The sequence below is a fragment of the Lutibacter sp. genome, from assembly GCF_041555395.1.
Classification (GTDB): Bacteria; Bacteroidota; Bacteroidia; order Flavobacteriales; family Flavobacteriaceae; genus Lutibacter.
Map to the genome: position 1 here is coordinate 54,498 of NZ_JBFFKM010000007.1, position 16,936 is coordinate 71,433.

Annotated in this window: 16 protein-coding genes; 6 read left to right on the top strand and 10 right to left on the bottom strand. The window is 35.5% G+C overall.

The window, feature by feature from the left end:
* Nucleotides 1–34 precede the first annotated feature (34 nt).
* The gene (locus ABY285_RS03235; RefSeq protein ID WP_372766963.1) at nt 35–3,142 is read left to right on the top strand and encodes a glycosyl hydrolase; all 3,108 of its coding nucleotides are present in this window, start codon (nt 35–37) and stop codon (nt 3,140–3,142) included.
* Nucleotides 3,143–3,165: 23 nt separating this feature from the next.
* Here ABY285_RS03235 and ABY285_RS03240 read toward each other — a convergent pair whose 3' ends face one another.
* From ABY285_RS03240 to ABY285_RS03260, 5 genes are all read right to left on the bottom strand, one after another.
* Nucleotides 3,166–3,309: a hypothetical protein gene (locus ABY285_RS03240; RefSeq protein WP_372766965.1), complete on the bottom strand. Its 144-nt coding sequence runs from the start codon at nt 3,307–3,309 to the stop codon at nt 3,166–3,168.
* A 96-nt stretch (nt 3,310–3,405) separates the two neighbouring features.
* On the bottom strand, nt 3,406–3,732 hold the full coding sequence (locus ABY285_RS03245; RefSeq protein ID WP_372766967.1) for a nucleotide pyrophosphohydrolase: 327 nt from the start codon (nt 3,730–3,732) through the stop codon (nt 3,406–3,408).
* A gap of 54 nt (nt 3,733–3,786) precedes the next feature.
* Nucleotides 3,787–4,422 carry a leucyl/phenylalanyl-tRNA--protein transferase gene (gene aat / locus ABY285_RS03250; RefSeq protein WP_372766969.1) on the bottom strand — a complete coding sequence of 212 codons (636 nt, stop codon included), beginning with the start codon at nt 4,420–4,422 and terminating at the stop codon, nt 3,787–3,789.
* An 87-nt stretch (nt 4,423–4,509) separates the two neighbouring features.
* Nucleotides 4,510–4,884, bottom strand: a complete 375-nt coding sequence (locus tag ABY285_RS03255; RefSeq protein ID WP_372766971.1) for a DUF3127 domain-containing protein — start codon at nt 4,882–4,884, stop codon at nt 4,510–4,512.
* 91 nt (nt 4,885–4,975) lie between these two features.
* Complete coding sequence (locus tag ABY285_RS03260; protein WP_372766973.1) at nt 4,976–5,842, bottom strand: flavin reductase family protein; 867 nt, start codon at nt 5,840–5,842, stop codon at nt 4,976–4,978.
* A 179-nt stretch (nt 5,843–6,021) separates the two neighbouring features.
* On the opposite strand from ABY285_RS03260, the gene ABY285_RS03265 reads away from it, so the two are divergent.
* Nucleotides 6,022–7,170 carry a sensor histidine kinase gene (locus ABY285_RS03265; RefSeq protein ID WP_372766975.1) on the top strand — a complete coding sequence of 383 codons (1,149 nt, stop codon included), beginning with the start codon at nt 6,022–6,024 and terminating at the stop codon, nt 7,168–7,170.
* 2 nt (nt 7,171–7,172) lie between these two features.
* Here the strand turns inward: ABY285_RS03265 and ABY285_RS03270 are convergent, their stop codons facing one another.
* Nucleotides 7,173–7,562: an HIT family protein gene (locus ABY285_RS03270; protein ID WP_372766977.1), complete on the bottom strand. Its 390-nt coding sequence runs from the start codon at nt 7,560–7,562 to the stop codon at nt 7,173–7,175.
* A 173-nt stretch (nt 7,563–7,735) separates the two neighbouring features.
* A complete protein-coding gene (gene greA, locus ABY285_RS03275) occupies nt 7,736–8,212 on the bottom strand; it encodes a transcription elongation factor GreA (RefSeq protein ID WP_372766979.1) in 477 nt (158 codons plus the stop codon).
* Between the two features lie 47 nt (nt 8,213–8,259).
* Here greA and ABY285_RS03280 point away from each other — a divergent pair, with 47 nt between their 5' ends.
* From ABY285_RS03280 to ABY285_RS03295, 4 genes are all read left to right on the top strand, one after another.
* On the top strand, nt 8,260–8,751 hold the full coding sequence (locus ABY285_RS03280) for a hypothetical protein (protein WP_372766981.1): 492 nt from the start codon (nt 8,260–8,262) through the stop codon (nt 8,749–8,751).
* A 46-nt stretch (nt 8,752–8,797) separates the two neighbouring features.
* Nucleotides 8,798–9,943: a 5-(carboxyamino)imidazole ribonucleotide synthase gene (locus tag ABY285_RS03285; protein WP_372766983.1), complete on the top strand. Its 1,146-nt coding sequence runs from the start codon at nt 8,798–8,800 to the stop codon at nt 9,941–9,943.
* 120 nt (nt 9,944–10,063) lie between these two features.
* The gene (gene purE / locus ABY285_RS03290) at nt 10,064–10,558 is read left to right on the top strand and encodes a 5-(carboxyamino)imidazole ribonucleotide mutase (protein ID WP_372766985.1); all 495 of its coding nucleotides are present in this window, start codon (nt 10,064–10,066) and stop codon (nt 10,556–10,558) included.
* A gap of 51 nt (nt 10,559–10,609) precedes the next feature.
* Nucleotides 10,610–12,640, top strand: coding sequence for a M3 family metallopeptidase (locus ABY285_RS03295; protein ID WP_372766987.1), 2,031 nt, complete (start codon nt 10,610–10,612; stop codon nt 12,638–12,640).
* 169 nt (nt 12,641–12,809) lie between these two features.
* Here the strand turns inward: ABY285_RS03295 and ABY285_RS03300 are convergent, their stop codons facing one another.
* The 3 genes from ABY285_RS03300 to ABY285_RS03310 all read right to left on the bottom strand — a co-directional run.
* On the bottom strand, nt 12,810–14,729 hold the full coding sequence (locus ABY285_RS03300) for an OmpA family protein (protein WP_372766989.1): 1,920 nt from the start codon (nt 14,727–14,729) through the stop codon (nt 12,810–12,812).
* Nucleotides 14,730–14,748: 19 nt separating this feature from the next.
* A complete protein-coding gene (locus ABY285_RS03305; protein WP_372766991.1) occupies nt 14,749–15,672 on the bottom strand; it encodes a type IX secretion system membrane protein PorP/SprF in 924 nt (307 codons plus the stop codon).
* A gap of 13 nt (nt 15,673–15,685) precedes the next feature.
* On the bottom strand, nt 15,686–16,936 hold a 1,251-nt coding region (locus ABY285_RS03310), incomplete at its 5' end, for a gliding motility-associated C-terminal domain-containing protein (RefSeq protein WP_372766993.1).

Below are 16,936 nucleotides of genomic sequence, written 5' to 3' on the forward strand. Positions count from 1 at the left end.
TAGATTTACTTTTCAATTATTTCAACCAAACATTATGAAAAAATACATTTTATTTTTTGGCTTTTTGTTTTTTCTTTCAGCTCACAAAGTTAACGCACAAAAAATAGTATCCAAATTTAGTGAAGAATTTTACAATGCAATTCAATGGCGAAATATTGGTCCATTCAGAGGCGGAAGAAGTGCTGCTGTTACTGGTGTTCCAAACAAGGCAAATCTCTACTATTTTGGAGCTACAGGAGGCGGTGTATGGAAAACCACTGATGCCGGAAACACCTGGGGTTCTATTTCTGATGGTTTTTTTGGAGGCTCTGTTGGTGCTATCGCCGTAAGTGAATCAGATAACAACGTAATATATGTTGGTAATGGCGAAGTTACCGTACGAGGCAACGTTTCCTCTGGCGACGGAATGTGGAAATCGGTTGATGCCGGTAAGAATTGGGAATTCGTTGGCTTAAAAAATTCACGCCATATACCAAGAGTAAGAATTCATTCTAAAAATCCGGATATTGTATTTGCGGCCGTTTTAGGGGATTTGTATAAATCTACTGACGATAGAGGGGTCTATAAATCTAAAGATGGAGGCAAAACATGGATAAAAGTATTGTTTGCAAATGCTGACGCCGGGGCAGTAGATTTAATTATGGACCCCAATAATTCACGAATTCTGTACGCTTCAACCTGGAATGTAAGAAGAACTCCCTACAGTTTATCAAGCGGAGGAGAGGGTTCTGCCTTATGGAAAAGTACTGATGAAGGAGAAACCTGGGTCAATATTTCAGCAAATGAAGGTTTGCCAAAAGGAATTTGGGGAATTAGCGGTGTTGCCGTTTCCAGCGTGAATTCAGATATTGTATGGGCTTTAATTGAAAATAATGACGGTGGTCTTTATAAATCTGTCGATGCGGGGAAAACCTGGAAATTGATTAACAATGACCGTGAATTACGACAACGTGCTTGGTATTACACCCGTATTTATGCTGATACTCAAGATGAAAATACTGTTTATGTTTTGAATGTAAATTACCATCAATCAAAAGATGGCGGTAAAACTTTTAAATCATTTGATGCTCCGCATGGCGATCACCACGATTTATGGATTTCTCCGGAAAACAATCAACACATGATAATTGGTGATGACGGTGGTGCACAAATAAGTTTTGATGCCGGCGAAAATTGGAGCACTTACCTGAATCAGCCTACTGCACAATTTTACAGAGTTGTAACCGACGACCATTTTCCATACAGAATTTATGGCGCTCAACAAGATAATTCGACCATTAGAATTTCTCACAGAACGGATAACGGAACAATTGGAGAAAGTGATTGGGAAAGTACGGCCGGCGGAGAAAGTGCCCATATTGCAGTAGACCCCTTAAATAACGATATCGTTTATGGAGGAAGTTATGGCGGCTTGCTAACAAGAGTTAATCACAAGACCAATGAAACCAGAGCTATAAACGTTTGGCCGGATGATCCTATGGGACATGGTGCTGAAGATATGAAATATCGTTTTCAATGGAATTATCCTATTTTCTTTTCGCCACATAATAAAAAGAAGTTATATGTCGCTTCAAATCATCTTCATACAACAACTAATGAAGGCCAGTCTTTTGAGATTATCAGCCCCGATTTGACAAGAAACGATCCAAAAACTTTAGGAGCTTCTGGAGGTCCTATTACCAAAGATAATACAGGAGTGGAATATTACGGAACTATTTTTGCCGCGGTCGAATCTCCTTTTGAAAAAGACCTGATCTGGACCGGCTCTGATGATGGTTTGGTTCATATTACCCGTGACGGCGGAAAAAATTGGACAAATGTGACTCCTAAAAAAATGCCTGAATGGATGATGTTCAATTGCATTGAAGTTGATCCTTTTACATTAGGTGGGGCCTACATTGTTGGCACGCGTTATAAATTGGGAGATTACGCACCTTATATTTATAAAACGGAAGACTATGGCAAAAATTGGAAATTAATAACAACAGGAATCGCTTCTGAACATTTTACCAGAGCGCTACGGGCAGATCCAAAAAGAAAAGGATTGCTTTATGCCGGAACTGAAAACGGAATGTATATAAGTTTTGATGATGGAAATCATTGGGATTCTTTTCAGTTGAATTTACCCATTGTCCCAATCACGGATTTAGCCACTAAAAATAATAATTTAATTGCAGCAACACAAGGTCGTTCATTTTGGGTCATTGATGATATCACTCCTTTGCATCAAATAAATGAATCGATCATCGCAAAAGAAGCTTTTATTTTCAAACCCATGGACAGTTACAGGATGGGCGGCAGCGACAGAAAATCCAAAACGGCCGGACAAAACCACCCGGGCGGTGTTGTCATTAATTATTTTGTGAAAAATATGGAAGAGAAAGATACCATCAACCTTTCTATTTATGAAAATTCAGGAAAACATATAAAAACATTTTCAACCAACCCTAATGAAGACCAAAATGAAGAAAAATTAAAAGTTGAAAAGGGTTCAAATCAATTTAATTGGGAGATGCAATATCCTGATGCCGAAAAAATAAAAGGCATGATTTTATGGTGGGCATCGCTAAAAGGACCAAAAGCATTGCCGGGAGCATACAAAGTAAAATTAAGCAAAAACGGAAAATCAATTTCTGAACAAAATTTCACTTTGTTAAAAGACCCAAGAAGCAACGCAACCAGGGAAGATTTGCAGGCACAGTTTGATTTTATCATTGAAATTCAGGAAAAATTAACTGAAATTCATAAAACATTGAAGAACATTACAACAGTTAAAGAACAATTAGAAAAATTGAAAAAATCAATTTCTGACAAAGAAAAAAACAAAGAAATTCTTGACTTGACAGATAAAATCATGAAGGAATTGACCACACTCGAAAACAATTTATATCAAACAAAAAGTAAAAGCTCGCAAGACCCACTAAACTTTCCAATCAAGTTAAATAATAAATTGGCACATTTAAATTCGCTGAGCTCCATTGGAGACTTTAAACCCACTGACCAGTCTGTTGAATTTAAAAAAGAAATCACACTTTTAATTGATGAGGAACTGGCTAAAATTTATGCTATTTTTGAAAATGATGTTAAAAATCTGAACAAAAAAGTTAAGGAGAGTGATATAGAACTAATCAATTTAAATTAAAAATAAAGAGGCTTTAAGCCTCTTTATTTTTTTATAAACATATAATAACCTGACATAAGCAATCCGTAAATAATTGACATGGTCAACTGAACGGTTACAAATGGCAGCCATGTTTCTGCAGAAAAATATTCAGAAATCATCCCTGAAATCCCACTATTTTTAAACATTGAAATTATTATTTTCACGATGGTAATCACTACAAAAAATACGAATGCAAACCTTAGGGTTAATTTAAAAAACGAGTGGTTTTTATAATTATTCATTTATTTTAATTTTTTATTATGATGATGGCGGTCGTGATCCCGTTTTGTTTTTACCTCCATTTTCTTATCGAATGCAGCCTGTAAATCAATCCCAGTCTGATTTGCCAAACACAAAACCACAAAAACCACATCGGCCAATTCTTCTCCCAAATCTTTTCCTTTATCGCTTTCCTTTTCACTTTGTTCGCCATAACGCCTTGCAATTATTCGCGCTACTTCACCAACTTCCTCAGTCAATTGAGCCATATTGGTCAGTTCATTAAAATAACGGACTCCATGTTCTTTTATCCAATTGTCAACAATAAGCTGTGCGTTTTTAATCTCCATTTTTGCTGTTTTTATTAATATTCAAAGATAGTGAACTTTATGAATAGGTCCTTTTTACTTTTTAAGATAGGTTAAAAATTCAGCTCTCGAAATTTCTTCTGCCCCTAAACTTGCCAAATGCTCGTTATAAACCTGACAATCTATCAATTTATAATTTTCTTTTTCCAATTTCTGCACCAAATAAATAAATGCTAATTTTGAGCCATTGCTTACCTCACTGAACATGCTTTCTCCGCAAAAAACATGCCCCAAATCAATACCGTACAAACCGCCAACCAACTCATCTTCTTTCCACACTTCAACCGATTTTGCCACACCCAATTGATGCAAATTAATATAAGCTTGCTGCATTTCGTCGGTTATCCAAGTTCCGCCTTGCCCTTCTCTATAACTGTTTTTGCAGTTTGAAATTACTTCGGAAAAATTTTCATTAAACGTTACACTAAACTCATTTTTCCGAATGATTTGCTTCATGCTCTTTGAAATTTTCAAATTTTTCGGAAATAAAACCATTCTCGGATTTGGGCTATACCAAATAATGGGTTCTCCCTGATTGTACCAAGGAAAAATTCCGCTTTTATAGGCAAGCAACAATCTTTCAGCCGACAAATCTCCTCCAATAGCCAACAAGCCATCTTTATTCGCCAAATTTACCGGAGGAAATACCAAATCTTTTGAAAGTAAATACATTATTTAATTATTTTTCTACAAATATAAACAAACAAAAAAAGAGAAAAACTGATGTTTTTCTCTTTTTAAAGTATTGTAAAAATTTACTTAGAACGGTAAATCATCCGGTTCACTATCATCTACATCTGAAGTAGTTTCGAACTTTCCTGCCGGTGCAATTGGGTTTGCTCCTGTAGCCCCTTCAATTTGCGCCGCTTCTATTCTCCATCCTTGAATTGAGTTAAAATAAACAGCTTCTCCCTGAGGATTGATCCATTCTCTTCCTCTTAAATTGATGGATATTTTAACGTCTTGGCCAACTTGGTAATTATTTAATAAATCACATTTATCTTGCACAAACTCAACCATCAAAGGTTGTGGATATTGTTCATTTGTTGTTATTACCATTTCTCTTTTTCTGAAACCGCTTGCACCGAAGGTTTTAGGTTCATCAATTTTTTTAATTTTTCCTGTAATTTCCATATTTAAAATTATTTCATCTGTTTAAATTCTATTTTTTTAACGGTAAAAGATGCTGTTCGCCATTAATCATTCTTTTGTATATCAAAATTTGTTATGCTCGTTTCATTAAAAGTACTTTCCAAGCACTTAACACTTCGTTTTTTTCTAAAAGCGCTTTCGCAAATGTATGTTTTTTCACCGTATTAATTCCAACATATTCCAAATGTTCTTTTGCAAACTTATCAACATCTGCTTCAGATGGAATCACTTCCACATTGGCTAACATGCCTAAATCGTTTCCTGTTAATATTCCGCTATTCCTTATTTCGGAAGGAATGGCGTCGACCCCAATTCCCAGCGTTAACAATGGTTTGGGTATTTCAAAAAAACCTTCTCGCGCACGGGAATACAGGCTGCCACCAGCTCTTGCCACTAAATCCAATTTGTATTGATCAATAACGCCGTCATTATCTAAATATTCTTTTTTGATGTGCAATTTCACCACTTCACAAATGATTAAATTTCCAGCTCCGCCTTCATTGCCAAGTTCTACTATTTCTTGAACCTTGCATTCAAATTGGATGGGTGATTCACCTACCCTGAACGGTTTTACTTTTTCAGAAGAAAGCATGGTAAAACCCGCCTTTAAAAACTCATTCACACCTTCCGGATACTCACTGCTCGCCAACGACATTTGATGAACAATCTCATAATTTACGACATTAATAACCACTTCTTTGGTTACTTTCGCATTTTCCAAAGTGTGTTTTGTGGTATTTCCCCTCACCCTTCGCGCAGGTGAAAATATTAAAATGGGTGGATTTGCGCTAAAAACATTAAAAAAACTAAAAGGTGATAAATTTGGGGTTCCATGTGCATCAAGCGTGCTTGCAAAAGCAATTGGACGCGGCGCTATGGCACTTTGTAAATATTCCTGCAACTTTACTGTTGAGATGTCTTTCGGTTCTATACTTATCATTATTTCATCCGTTTAAATTTTATTTTTTAGCGGGAACAGATGCTGTTCGCCATTAATCATTCCTTTATATGTCAAGATTTGTAATGCTTGTTTCATTTTTAACAAATATAAATATTTCAACGATAAAATAATATAGAATATATTTTTAAGTTATAGTAACTTATACTTTATATTTGATTATGACTTCACAAAAGAATACTCAGATAATCCGTTGGACAGTAATCTTGTCTTCATTTATCATTGTTGCTCTAATTCTTTGGAATACTTATGATTTTTTTCAAAAATTTAAACACGAAGAACGCGCCAAAATGGAAATTTTGGCAAAAGCCTATGAACGCTTCAGCAGCGCCAATTTAAATACGGATATTTCGCTTGAAGCTAAAATTATTGGCAACAACCACAATATTCCAATGATTATTACGAATGAAAAAGACAGTATCACCGAATGGGCAAATTTAGATTCTGTTAAAGTAAAAAAGAAAGGTTATTTGGCAAAACAGCTTTTTATTATGAAAAGCCAAAACAAACCTATAAATGTCAGTTATAAGGGAGAAAGCCTAAAGCAATATATCTTTTACCGTGATTCGGATTTATTGACCAAACTAAAGTATTATCCCATTGCTTTAATTCTTATTTTATTTTTATTTGCCAGCGTTATTTATTTGTTTTTTAAATCCAATAAAGTGGCAGAACAAAATAAACTATGGACCGGAATGGCTAAAGAAACCGCCCATCAAATTGGCACACCTTTATCTTCGTTATTGGGTTGGATTGAAATTTTACGATTGGAAAATACCAACGAAAATACCATAAAAGAAATTGAAAACGATGTACACAGGTTAAACACTATTGCGGAACGATTTTCAAAAATTGGTTCTATTCCTGAATTGAAAGAACAAAACGTTGTTGCCGCAACCAGCGCTTCGTTTGACTATCTTAAATTAAGAAGTTCAAAACAGGTTATTTTTAAATTTGACTCCTCAAAAAAAGAAATTTATGCCAAAATAAATCTTCAGTTGTTTAGCTGGGTTATTGAAAATTTGGTAAAAAACGCCATTGATGCGATGGAAGGAAAAGGAAAAATAGCGCTGGCAATCACAGAAAACGAAAAAAATGTGACCATCACCATTACCGACACCGGCAAAGGAATTCCAAAACATTTACAGCACGAAATTTTCACTCCTGGGTTTACCACTAAAAAACGTGGATGGGGCTTGGGATTGTCACTCGCCAAAAGAATTATTGAAGATTATCACAATGGTAAAATTACCGTTTTAAAATCAGAAATAGGAAAAGGAACAACTTTTTCGATTACACTGAAAAAATAATTTTATAAATTGGCGGAAATCGCTTTGGCTATTGCTTCAAATTCCGCAGGAAGCAATTTTACTTTATGCATAAACTGAATATCCTGCATTGCTTCTAAAGGAATTAAATGCACATGAACATGTGGAACTTCCAGACCGATAACAGCCATCCCAATACGTTTGCATGGAATTGTTTTTTCCAATGCAATGGCAATTTTTCTCGAAAAACTCATTAAGCCATTGTAGGTTTCTTCATCCAGTTCAAAAAGCTTGTTGGCTTCTTTTTTTGGCACCACCAACGTATGACCTTTTGCATTAGGGTTTACATCTAAAAAAGCATAAAAGTTGTTGTTTTCGGCAACTTTATAAGATGGAATTTCACCATTAATTATTTTTGTGAATAATGTGCTCATGGTTATATTTTTACTCAAAATTAATAAACCCTTATTTATTTGTTTAATCGATTAATTGTGTAGCTGTATAATTCTGAACTGTTTATTTCTATTAACTTTTGTCTCTTATCTCTTTTCTTTAATCAGCTAATTTGCTCATTAACTAATTACTTAATTGTTTATTTATAAAAAATTTATCCTCTGGTAATTTCCAAAATCTCAAATTCCATCACACCGCTAGGCACTTGAATTTCAGTAATATCTCCAACTTTTTTACCCAACAATCCTTTCCCTATCGGTGAATTTACCGACAGTTTCCCCTCTTTAAGATTCGTTTCAGAATCAGCCACCAAAGTATATTTAAATTCCACTTTAGATGCTGTATTTTTTAATTTGACAGTTGAATGAATCAATACTTTTGAAGTATCCAATAAAGATTCATCAACTATTCTTGCACTAGAAAGTACTTCTTTCAATTTGGCGATTTTTAATTCCAACATGGATTGTTCTTCTTTCGCGGCGTGGTATTCAGCATTTTCACTTAAGTCACCTTTATCCCTTGCTTCCGCAATATCATTGCTTATTCTTGTACGCTCAACACGCTCCAAAAACTCCAACTCATCCTTTAATTTTCTCAACCCTTCTTCGGTATAATACGAAATATTACTCATAACTTACTTTTTAATAAATACAAAAATCTCAAAACCGGAAACCCAGAATGAGATTTAACACAAATGTACAAAATATTTGTAAATTGCAATCGTTTACCAACAAACTTGATGTTATAACTATGCATAAGCTATTTTTATTGTTAGTACTTGCCGTATTTTTTTCCTGTGAAAAGAATGACACTAATGATGTTTTGCCGGATGTTTTTGTTGATGAAACCATCAATTTAAATTTACCTCAATATATTAATTTACAAACGCCAAGCGGATGGGCCTATACAAATGGAGGGATAAAAGGCATTGTAATTCAAAATACAGGCATTGGAAACCCTCCGTACAAAGCATTTGACAGGGCTTGTCCCAATAATGATTGTGCGGCTCCTATGAATTTTGACGGAAGTTTAAGATTGAAGTGTTCCTGCGACAATAGCGAATACAGCATCATAGACGGCTCCCCGCAAACCAGAGGAAATATACATTTTGCAAGAGAATATAAAGTGATTGTTTTAAATACCTCAACTTTAAAAATTATCAATTTTTAAATCTTTATTAAAAACAGATTGGTATTTTTGTAGCAAACTTATAAAAGTGAAAAATTATTTCTCATCAAATTTCAGATTAGGCGTGTTGGGTGGCGGACAGTTAGGTAGAATGTTGCTGGCCGAAACTCAAAAATTCGATATTTACACCTCCATTTTAGATTCCTCAAGCGAAGCCCCTTGTGCACAAATTTGCAATGAATTTCATCAAGGCAGTCTGATGGATTTTGATACGGTTTACAATTTTGGAAAAAAAGTAGACTTATTAACTATTGAAATTGAACACGTAAATATTGAGGCACTTATAAAATTAGAAAAAGAAGGCTTAGAAATTTTTCCACAGCCAAGCGTTTTACAAATTATTCAACACAAAGGAAAACAAAAAGATTTTTTTGTAAGAAATAATATCCCAACATCAAAACACAAAATATTTTCATCTTTAAATGCCTTGAAAAGTGAGTCCTTAACATTTCCATTTGTATGGAAATCAGCCCAATTTGGGTACGACGGAACCGGCGTTAAAATGGTTAAAAATCAAAATGATATTGATTTATTACCTGAAAATGAGTGCATTGTTGAAGAATTAATTCCCTTTAAAAATGAATTGGCAGTCATTGTAGCAAGAAATAAAAACGGAGAAATAAAAACGTACCCTGTTGTTGAAATGGAGTTTCATCCTGAAGCAAACCAGGTTGAGTATGTCATTTGTCCGGCCAGAATTTCTGATGAAGTCGCTGAAAAAGCAAAAAACATAGCTTTAAAAACAGCAAAGGCTTTTGAACATGTTGGCTTATTAGCAGTTGAAATGTTTCAAACTGAAAATGATGAAATTTTAGTAAATGAAGTCGCGCCCAGAACACACAATAGCGGGCATTACAGCATTGAAGCATCATACACGAGTCAGTTTGAACAACATTTGCGCAGCATTTTAAATCTCCCTTTGGGAAATACCGATAGTAAAGTTGCGGGAATTATGGTAAATTTGGTTGGTGAAGAAGGTTTTTCCGGCGATGTTATTTATGAAAATATAGAAGAAATTCTTAAAATGAAGGGTGTAACACCCCATATTTACGGTAAAAAACAAACCCGACCTTTTAGAAAAATGGGTCACGTGACCATTGTAAACAATAATTTAACTGAAGCCCGTAAAATAGCAGAAGAAGTTAAAAATATAATTAGGGTAATTAGTAATTAACAATTAATGATGAACAATTGTAAACAGAATGTAGCAAAATATTTGGTTTTTATAATGATGCCTACTTTTTAGTTTTCAATTTTCAATTTTCAATCTTTTAATTTTTTAATATTCAATAAAATGGGCAAAGTAGGAATTATTATGGGAAGCAGTTCAGACCTTCCAATTATGCAACAAGCTATCACTATTTTACAAAGTTTTGATATTGAAACTGAAGTGGATATTGTATCTGCCCACCGAACTCCGGAAAAACTTTTTGACTACGCAAAAAATGCACATACTCGGGGTATTTCGGTCATCATTGCCGGTGCCGGCGGCGCCGCGCATTTACCAGGAATGGTCGCTTCTATGAGTCCGTTACCCGTTATTGGTGTCCCTATCAAATCAAGAAATTCTATTGATGGTTGGGATTCTGTACTTTCAATTCTTCAAATGCCAAGCGGTGTTCCTGTGGCAACTGTAGCTTTAGACGGTGCTGAAAATGCGGGTATTTTGGCTGCACAAATTATTGGCAGTTCAGACAAAAATATACTGAATAAAATTCTTCTTTTCAAAGAAGGTTTAAAAGCTAAAGTTAATCAAGCTTCCGAAGACCTTAAAAATAAAAAGCTTTAAAGGTTAATTTTAGGCGAACAATTCAACATTTTAACAATTACACAATTTAATATGAGCAATCCATTATTAGATGAATTTAAAACGCCATTTTCAACGGCGCCATTTTCAAAAATAAAAAACCATCATTTTAAACCTGCATTTATTGAAGGAATTAAGCTGGCGAAAGATGAAATTGATGCCATCGCAAACAACATTGCAGCTCCTACTTTTGAAAATACCCTTTTAGCGTTAGAATTTGGGGGCAAAAAACTGGATAGAATGTCAAGTGTCTTTTTTAATTTAAATTCTGCCGAAACCAATGATGAAATTCAAAAAATTGCCCAAGAGATTTCTCCAATGCTTTCTGAATTTTCAAATGATGTCAGATTAAATGAACTATTGTTTAAAAGGGTTAAGCAAATTTATGAGGGCAAAGATGCACTTAATTTAACGACAGAACAGGATACTTTATTAACCAATTCCTATAAAAGTTTTGTGCGAAACGGCGCAAATTTAAATGAGGACGATAAAACGGAACTTCGGAAAACTGATTCAGAACTTTCCAAATTAAAATTAACGTTTGGTGAGCACGTCTTGGCCGAAACAAATGCTTTTGAACTTCATTTAACTGATAAAAATGATTTGAAAGGATTGCCCGAAAACACCCTTGAAGCTGCCCAATTGACAGCGAAAGAAAAAGATAAGGAAGGCTATATTTTTACACTGGATTACCCGAGCTATATTCCATTTATGATGTACGCTGACAACAGAACTCTCAGAAAAAAAATGGCTATCGCTTTTGGAGAGAAAGCGTTCAAAAACAATAAAAATGACAACCAGCAAATTTTATTAAATATTGTAAAACTCCGCAATAAAAGGGCGAATTTATTAGGCTACAAAACACATTCACACTTTGTATTGGAAGAACGAATGGCCGAAAATCCCAAAATCGTAATTGATTTTTTAGAAGACCTGCTGACAAAAGCGAAACCTGCCGCTGAAGAAGAATTTAAAAAACTGTCGGATTTTGCAAAAAGAGACGGTATTAAAAAACTACAAAAATGGGATAGCGCCTATTATTCGGAAAAATTAAAAACAGCACTTTTTGATTTGGAGGAAGAACAGTTAAAACCCTATTTCAAATTGCAAAATGTTATTGAAGGGGTATTTGAGGTAGCCAACAAATTATACGACTTGGTTTTTGAAGAAATTTATACTGTTGACAAATACCATGCAGATGTTAAAACCTTTAAAGTAACTGATACTTCTGGCAATTATATTGCAATATTGTATGCCGATTTTTTCCCTAGAAAAGGAAAGCGTGATGGCGCCTGGATGACTTCATTTAAAGGCCAGTGGATGGAAGATGGTGAAAACTCAAGACCGCACATTTCAATAGTTTGCAATTTTACCAAACCTACGGAAACGAAACCTTCCTTATTGACTTTTAATGAAGTGACCACATTGTTTCATGAATTTGGGCATGCATTGCACGGAATGTTGGCTAACACAAACTATCCAAGTTTATCGGGTACAAACGTTTATTGGGATTTTGTTGAGCTTCCAAGCCAATTGTTAGAAAATTGGTGTTACGAAAAAGAAGCCTTGAACCTGTTTGCAAAACACTTTGAAACAAATGAGCCAATTCCAATGGAATTGGTTGATAAAATTAAAAAAGCATCTAATTTTTTAGAAGGAATGCAGACTTTACGTCAGCTGAGTTTAGGAATTTTAGACATGAATTATCATTCAAAAGATCCTTCAGAAATAAAAAATGTGAAGGAGTTTGAGACCTTATCTTTTAAAAACACCCAATTATTTCCTGATATCAAAGAAAACTGTATGAGCACTTCTTTTTCACATATTTTTCAGGGCGGATATTCGTCAGGATATTATTCCTACAAATGGGCTGAAGTATTGGATGCCGATGCTTTTGCTTTATTTATAGAAAATGGAATTTTTGACAAACCTACTGCACAAAAATTTAAAGACAATGTGCTATCAAAAGGAGGTACAGATAAACCTATGAAATTGTACGTCAATTTTAGAGGCAAAAAACCAAATAATACAGCCTTATTAAAAAGAGCCGGACTGCTGAAATAACTTAAATCGGGTAACCTATAAATACAAACAGCGCATTTTTTTTTAAATGCGCTGTTTTTTATTTTAATAATCAATAAAAGAAGCAGCCGCACATCATATCTTGAGAAATTGTCGTCCCCACAACGGTAGTATAATCAAGAGTATATTAATGTTACGACTGCTATTTTGTTTATTTCATTTGCAGAATAATGAACTCTGTTCTTCTGTTTAACTGATGCTGTTCTTCAGTACATGGTACACCATTTGAACATTTATTGATCAATTGGCTTTCTCCAAATCCTTCATACTTCGGTATTCTTTGCGAATCTATCCCTTTTGAAATGATATAATCATAGGTTGATTTCGCCCTACTGTTGGACAGTCTAATATTATAATTGTCATCTGCCCTGCTGTCGGTATGTGATTCCAGTCTGATTACCATTCCCGGATATTTGTTCATTAAATTCACAACCTTGTCTAACTCTAACGCTGCATCCGGTCTAATATTAGATTTGTCCAGATCAAAATAGATGGTGTTCAAATCGGCCAAGATAACAACATCTTCTATAGGTGCCATTGGAATGTTTAAATCAACAATAAGTTCTCTTTCTTTTTCCAGACCAAAAGAACTGAAATCCTTTTGCACGTCCTGGAATTTTGCTTTGGATCCTTTCAATACAAATTCGCTGTCCCTGTCTATCAAATGTTCGTAAGCACCATCTGCTTCCGTTATGAAATAGGCAATTTCTTCACCATTTTTGCGTGCCAAAACCACTTTTGCGCCTGCAACAGGCTCTCCGTTGACGGCGTCGAAAATACGTCCTTTCAATGTCAACGGTGGTATTCTGGTAAAAGCATAAATATCATCGCCTCCCATGCCACCTTTTCTGTTGGAAGAAATATAGCCACTAAGTCCGTCTGGTGACAAATAATAGGCGAAATCGTCTTTTTCACTGTTGATTGGTTCGCCCAAATTAATCACGTTCACAATATTGTCATTTTCACCTTTTACGGCTGCAAATATGTCCAAAAGACCTGCACCTACATGATCATCAGAAGAGAAATATAAGGTTCCTTCTTCAGAATGGATGAATGGAAATGATTCATTTCCTTCCGTGTTTACAATATCTCCTAAATTTGCAGGCGTACCCAATGAACCGTCAGGATTGACATCACTAACATATATATCTGTACCTCCTATACCTCCAGGCATGTCAGATGAAAAATATAATTTTTTGCCATCCTGGCTTAATGATGGGTGGTATACTATATAATTGGCATTGTTAAGGTTTGAAGGTTTTACGTTTGTCCATTTTCCATCAATAAGTTCAGCGCTAAATATACCCATTAGCATTATGCCTTTGTCATTGGTGATTTTCTTGTTCTCATAAAAATTATTTCTTGAGAAATACATTTTGGTGCCATCGGCACTAAAGGTTGCCGGACCATCATGCTGAATGGTATTCACGTCGCCTTCCAGCTTTTTAGTTGTTGCCAATGAGGCACCTTCCGTTGGAACTTGGTACATATCCAATAGTGGCTGTCCGTCCCAGGCATAAAGCCTTTTTACTGAAACGCCTTCATCACTTGAGGAAGTGAATACAATTTGGTCGTTTAATTCTACGGCGCCAAAATCATTTAATTTGCTATTGAAATCCACTTTCTTTAGGAAGTTTTTCTCTCTCGCATTAAAAATTCCGCTTGCCAAATCTTCGTTTTTGAAGAATCTCTTAACCCTCGAATCTTCTTTATTGCCGGCATCTCTATATTTCTTCATCCACTCTTTTGACGCTTCATACTCTCCGTTGGCCCTTAAGGTTTGCGCATAGTAAAAATAATATTCAGATGGTACGTTTGGCTGTTGAACCACCTTCTCATAAATTGGCAAAGCTTTTTCGGGCTGGCGCAACATAATGTAAGCATCTCCCAATTGTCGCATTGCGTAATACTTATTAAAACTTGTGTCAATCAGCTTTTCATAGGTGTCTATTGACTTTACAAACGAAAAGTTGTTAAACTGTCTTTCGGCTCTCTTTTGTTTTGCTGTCTGACCAAATGTGGATGCGCTTATCAAAACAAAAGCTATACATAAAAGTTTTATATTTTTCATAATATTCATCTTTGTTCGGTTAGAAATATCTAGGCGATTTTTGTTTGTTTTTCATAAACTTAAACTCATACATCAACAATATCTCATGTGATCCTGAAGTATATGGTCGAATTTCCCCTGTTGGAATTTCATAGGTGTAGCCAACCCTAAACTGGTCAGTAACCTGAAAGTCCACTAAGGCGCCAATGGCTTCCTGTTGTCCGTTAATCCTGTAAGAACCTCCCAACCAAAACTTCTCGTTAAACAAAAAGTTTGCCGTTAAATCTGTTGAAAGGGGCACTCCATCGGTGTGTTTAAACATAAAGGACGGTTTAAATTTCAGGCTTTCGCTTAAGTCAAAAACATAGCCTCCTATGGCATAATAATGAACTCTTTCCAATGCTTTAAACTCTGTCTCGTTATTTAAATCGTGATTGATGATTTTTGGCGTTGAAAGCCCTACATACCATCTATTGCTGTGAAATAAAACCCCGGCGCCAAAATTTGCATTCCATCTGTTTAATCTTTCGTTAAAATAAGGATCCTGATTGACTTCTGTTGCATTGTACAACTCATCGGCCAATTTGTAATAGGTCATCCCTGCTTTTAAACCAAAGCTCACTTTAACTTCTTCACTCGCCTGAATGGTATAAGAAAAATCTCCATATACATAGGTAAAGTTCTCATAACCTGATTTGTCATTTATTAAAGACAATCCCAACCCTACTTTTTCATTTCTCAAAGGAGAATGAATTGACAACGTCTGGGTTTCTGGTCCTCCATCAAATCCTGCCCACTGGTTTCTGTTTAACGCAACTATGCTTAATGCATTTCTGCTCCCTGCATAAGCGGGGTTTACAGCAATTGTGTTGTACATATATTGGGTGAACTGCGGCAATTGCTGGGCGTTTGAATATTCAAAACCTGTGATCAGCAATACTATTATTATAATTATACGTTTCATAGTTCTATTTTAATTAATGAGTACCTAAATAAATGTATCCTGTTATTGGTTTAAATCCTGTTCCTCCTGAAACGGTGACTATATAATAGTACGTTCCTGTCGGTAAGTCATTATTAGATCCTATTTGTATTCCGGAACCGTCATTTTTGCCATTCCAGTTATTCAAATAATTGTCTGATTGATAAACAATTTTACCCCAACGGTTGAATATTTTTACGCCAAAGGTAAAATCACAGTCTTCCAATCCGATGATTTCAAAATTGTCATTGAAGCCGTCATTGTTTGGAGTCACAACTTTTGAAATTATCATATCTTCTGTTGAACACGCCAATACCACACAGTCATCATTAACATTTACAGATACCGTAATAATTCTACCACAGTCTCCTGGTTCTGTGTAAGTAAACTGGTAATCTCCCAAGTTCACTATTGAAGGATTAAAAGTGTTTCCTGTTAAGCCTTCGCTGTTTAAATCATCTGTCCAGGTTCCTCCTGAAACGAAGTCGCTGCCTAATAAGGTGGTTAAATCCAGATTTACATCTTCTATACAAAGTGATGATGAACCTCCTGAAATTTCAGCTGGCGTATAATTCTCCGTTACCGAAATGGTCAATGCTCCTGAGCATCCACTGTAACTGTCCGTTACCGCAACGGTATAGTCTCCAGTCTCGTCAACTTCTATGGAAGACGTTGTTTCTCCTGTGTTCCATAAATAAGTTGCTGTTCCCTGAACCGTTGTTCCGCCGGCATCTAAAGTAATGCTTGTCACATTACAAGTCAATTCTTCATTACCGCTTATTATTACAACCAGTGGCGTGGTATTTTGTGTCACTGTCGTTGTTGCCGTTGCTGAACATCCATTGTCACTTCCTGTTACTATTACTGAATACTCACCTGGCGCTGTAACAACAATTGTTGGTGTAGTTGCTCCTGTGTTCCATACATAACTTGGTGTGCCTTGAACTGACGTTCCACTTGCATCTAAGGTAATCTCTGTAGTTGCACAAGTCAATTCAACATTGCCTGTGATGGTTGCTTCTGGTTTTGCATTGATGGTCAAATTCAACGTTGCTGTATTGATGCATCCTGCTCCATTTTCGCTTTCAAAAGTGTAAACGCCGCTAGTTGTATATTCAGTTCCGTTCCAAGTGTAACTGTCACACGCTGTTGCAGTTTCTTCTGAAGTGGTACTGCTGTTGATGGTCAAATTCAACGTGGCTGTATTTGTACATCCTGCTTCATTTTCGCTTTCAAAAGTGTAAAC

What these genes read in the sequence shown, in the direction of transcription:
- ABY285_RS03295 (WP_372766987.1), top strand. Translation starts at nt 10,610, where the DNA reads ATGAGCAATCCATTATTAGATGAATTTAAAACGCCATTTTCAACGGCG.
- ABY285_RS03305 (WP_372766991.1), bottom strand. Translation starts at nt 15,672, where the DNA reads ATGAAACGTATAATTATAATAATAGTATTGCTGATCACAGGTTTTGAA.
- ABY285_RS03270 (WP_372766977.1), bottom strand. Translation starts at nt 7,562, where the DNA reads ATGAGCACATTATTCACAAAAATAATTAATGGTGAAATTCCATCTTAT.
- greA (WP_372766979.1), bottom strand. Translation starts at nt 8,212, where the DNA reads ATGAGTAATATTTCGTATTATACCGAAGAAGGGTTGAGAAAATTAAAG.
- aat (WP_372766969.1), bottom strand. Translation starts at nt 4,422, where the DNA reads ATGTATTTACTTTCAAAAGATTTGGTATTTCCTCCGGTAAATTTGGCG.
- ABY285_RS03300 (WP_372766989.1), bottom strand. Translation starts at nt 14,729, where the DNA reads ATGAAAAATATAAAACTTTTATGTATAGCTTTTGTTTTGATAAGCGCA.
- ABY285_RS03265 (WP_372766975.1), top strand. Translation starts at nt 6,022, where the DNA reads ATGACTTCACAAAAGAATACTCAGATAATCCGTTGGACAGTAATCTTG.
- purE (WP_372766985.1), top strand. Translation starts at nt 10,064, where the DNA reads ATGGGCAAAGTAGGAATTATTATGGGAAGCAGTTCAGACCTTCCAATT.
- ABY285_RS03280 (WP_372766981.1), top strand. Translation starts at nt 8,260, where the DNA reads ATGAGATTTAACACAAATGTACAAAATATTTGTAAATTGCAATCGTTT.
- ABY285_RS03235 (WP_372766963.1), top strand. Translation starts at nt 35, where the DNA reads ATGAAAAAATACATTTTATTTTTTGGCTTTTTGTTTTTTCTTTCAGCT.
- ABY285_RS03245 (WP_372766967.1), bottom strand. Translation starts at nt 3,732, where the DNA reads ATGGAGATTAAAAACGCACAGCTTATTGTTGACAATTGGATAAAAGAA.
- ABY285_RS03240 (WP_372766965.1), bottom strand. Translation starts at nt 3,309, where the DNA reads ATGTTTAAAAATAGTGGGATTTCAGGGATGATTTCTGAATATTTTTCT.
- ABY285_RS03260 (WP_372766973.1), bottom strand. Translation starts at nt 5,842, where the DNA reads ATGATAAGTATAGAACCGAAAGACATCTCAACAGTAAAGTTGCAGGAA.
- ABY285_RS03255 (WP_372766971.1), bottom strand. Translation starts at nt 4,884, where the DNA reads ATGGAAATTACAGGAAAAATTAAAAAAATTGATGAACCTAAAACCTTC.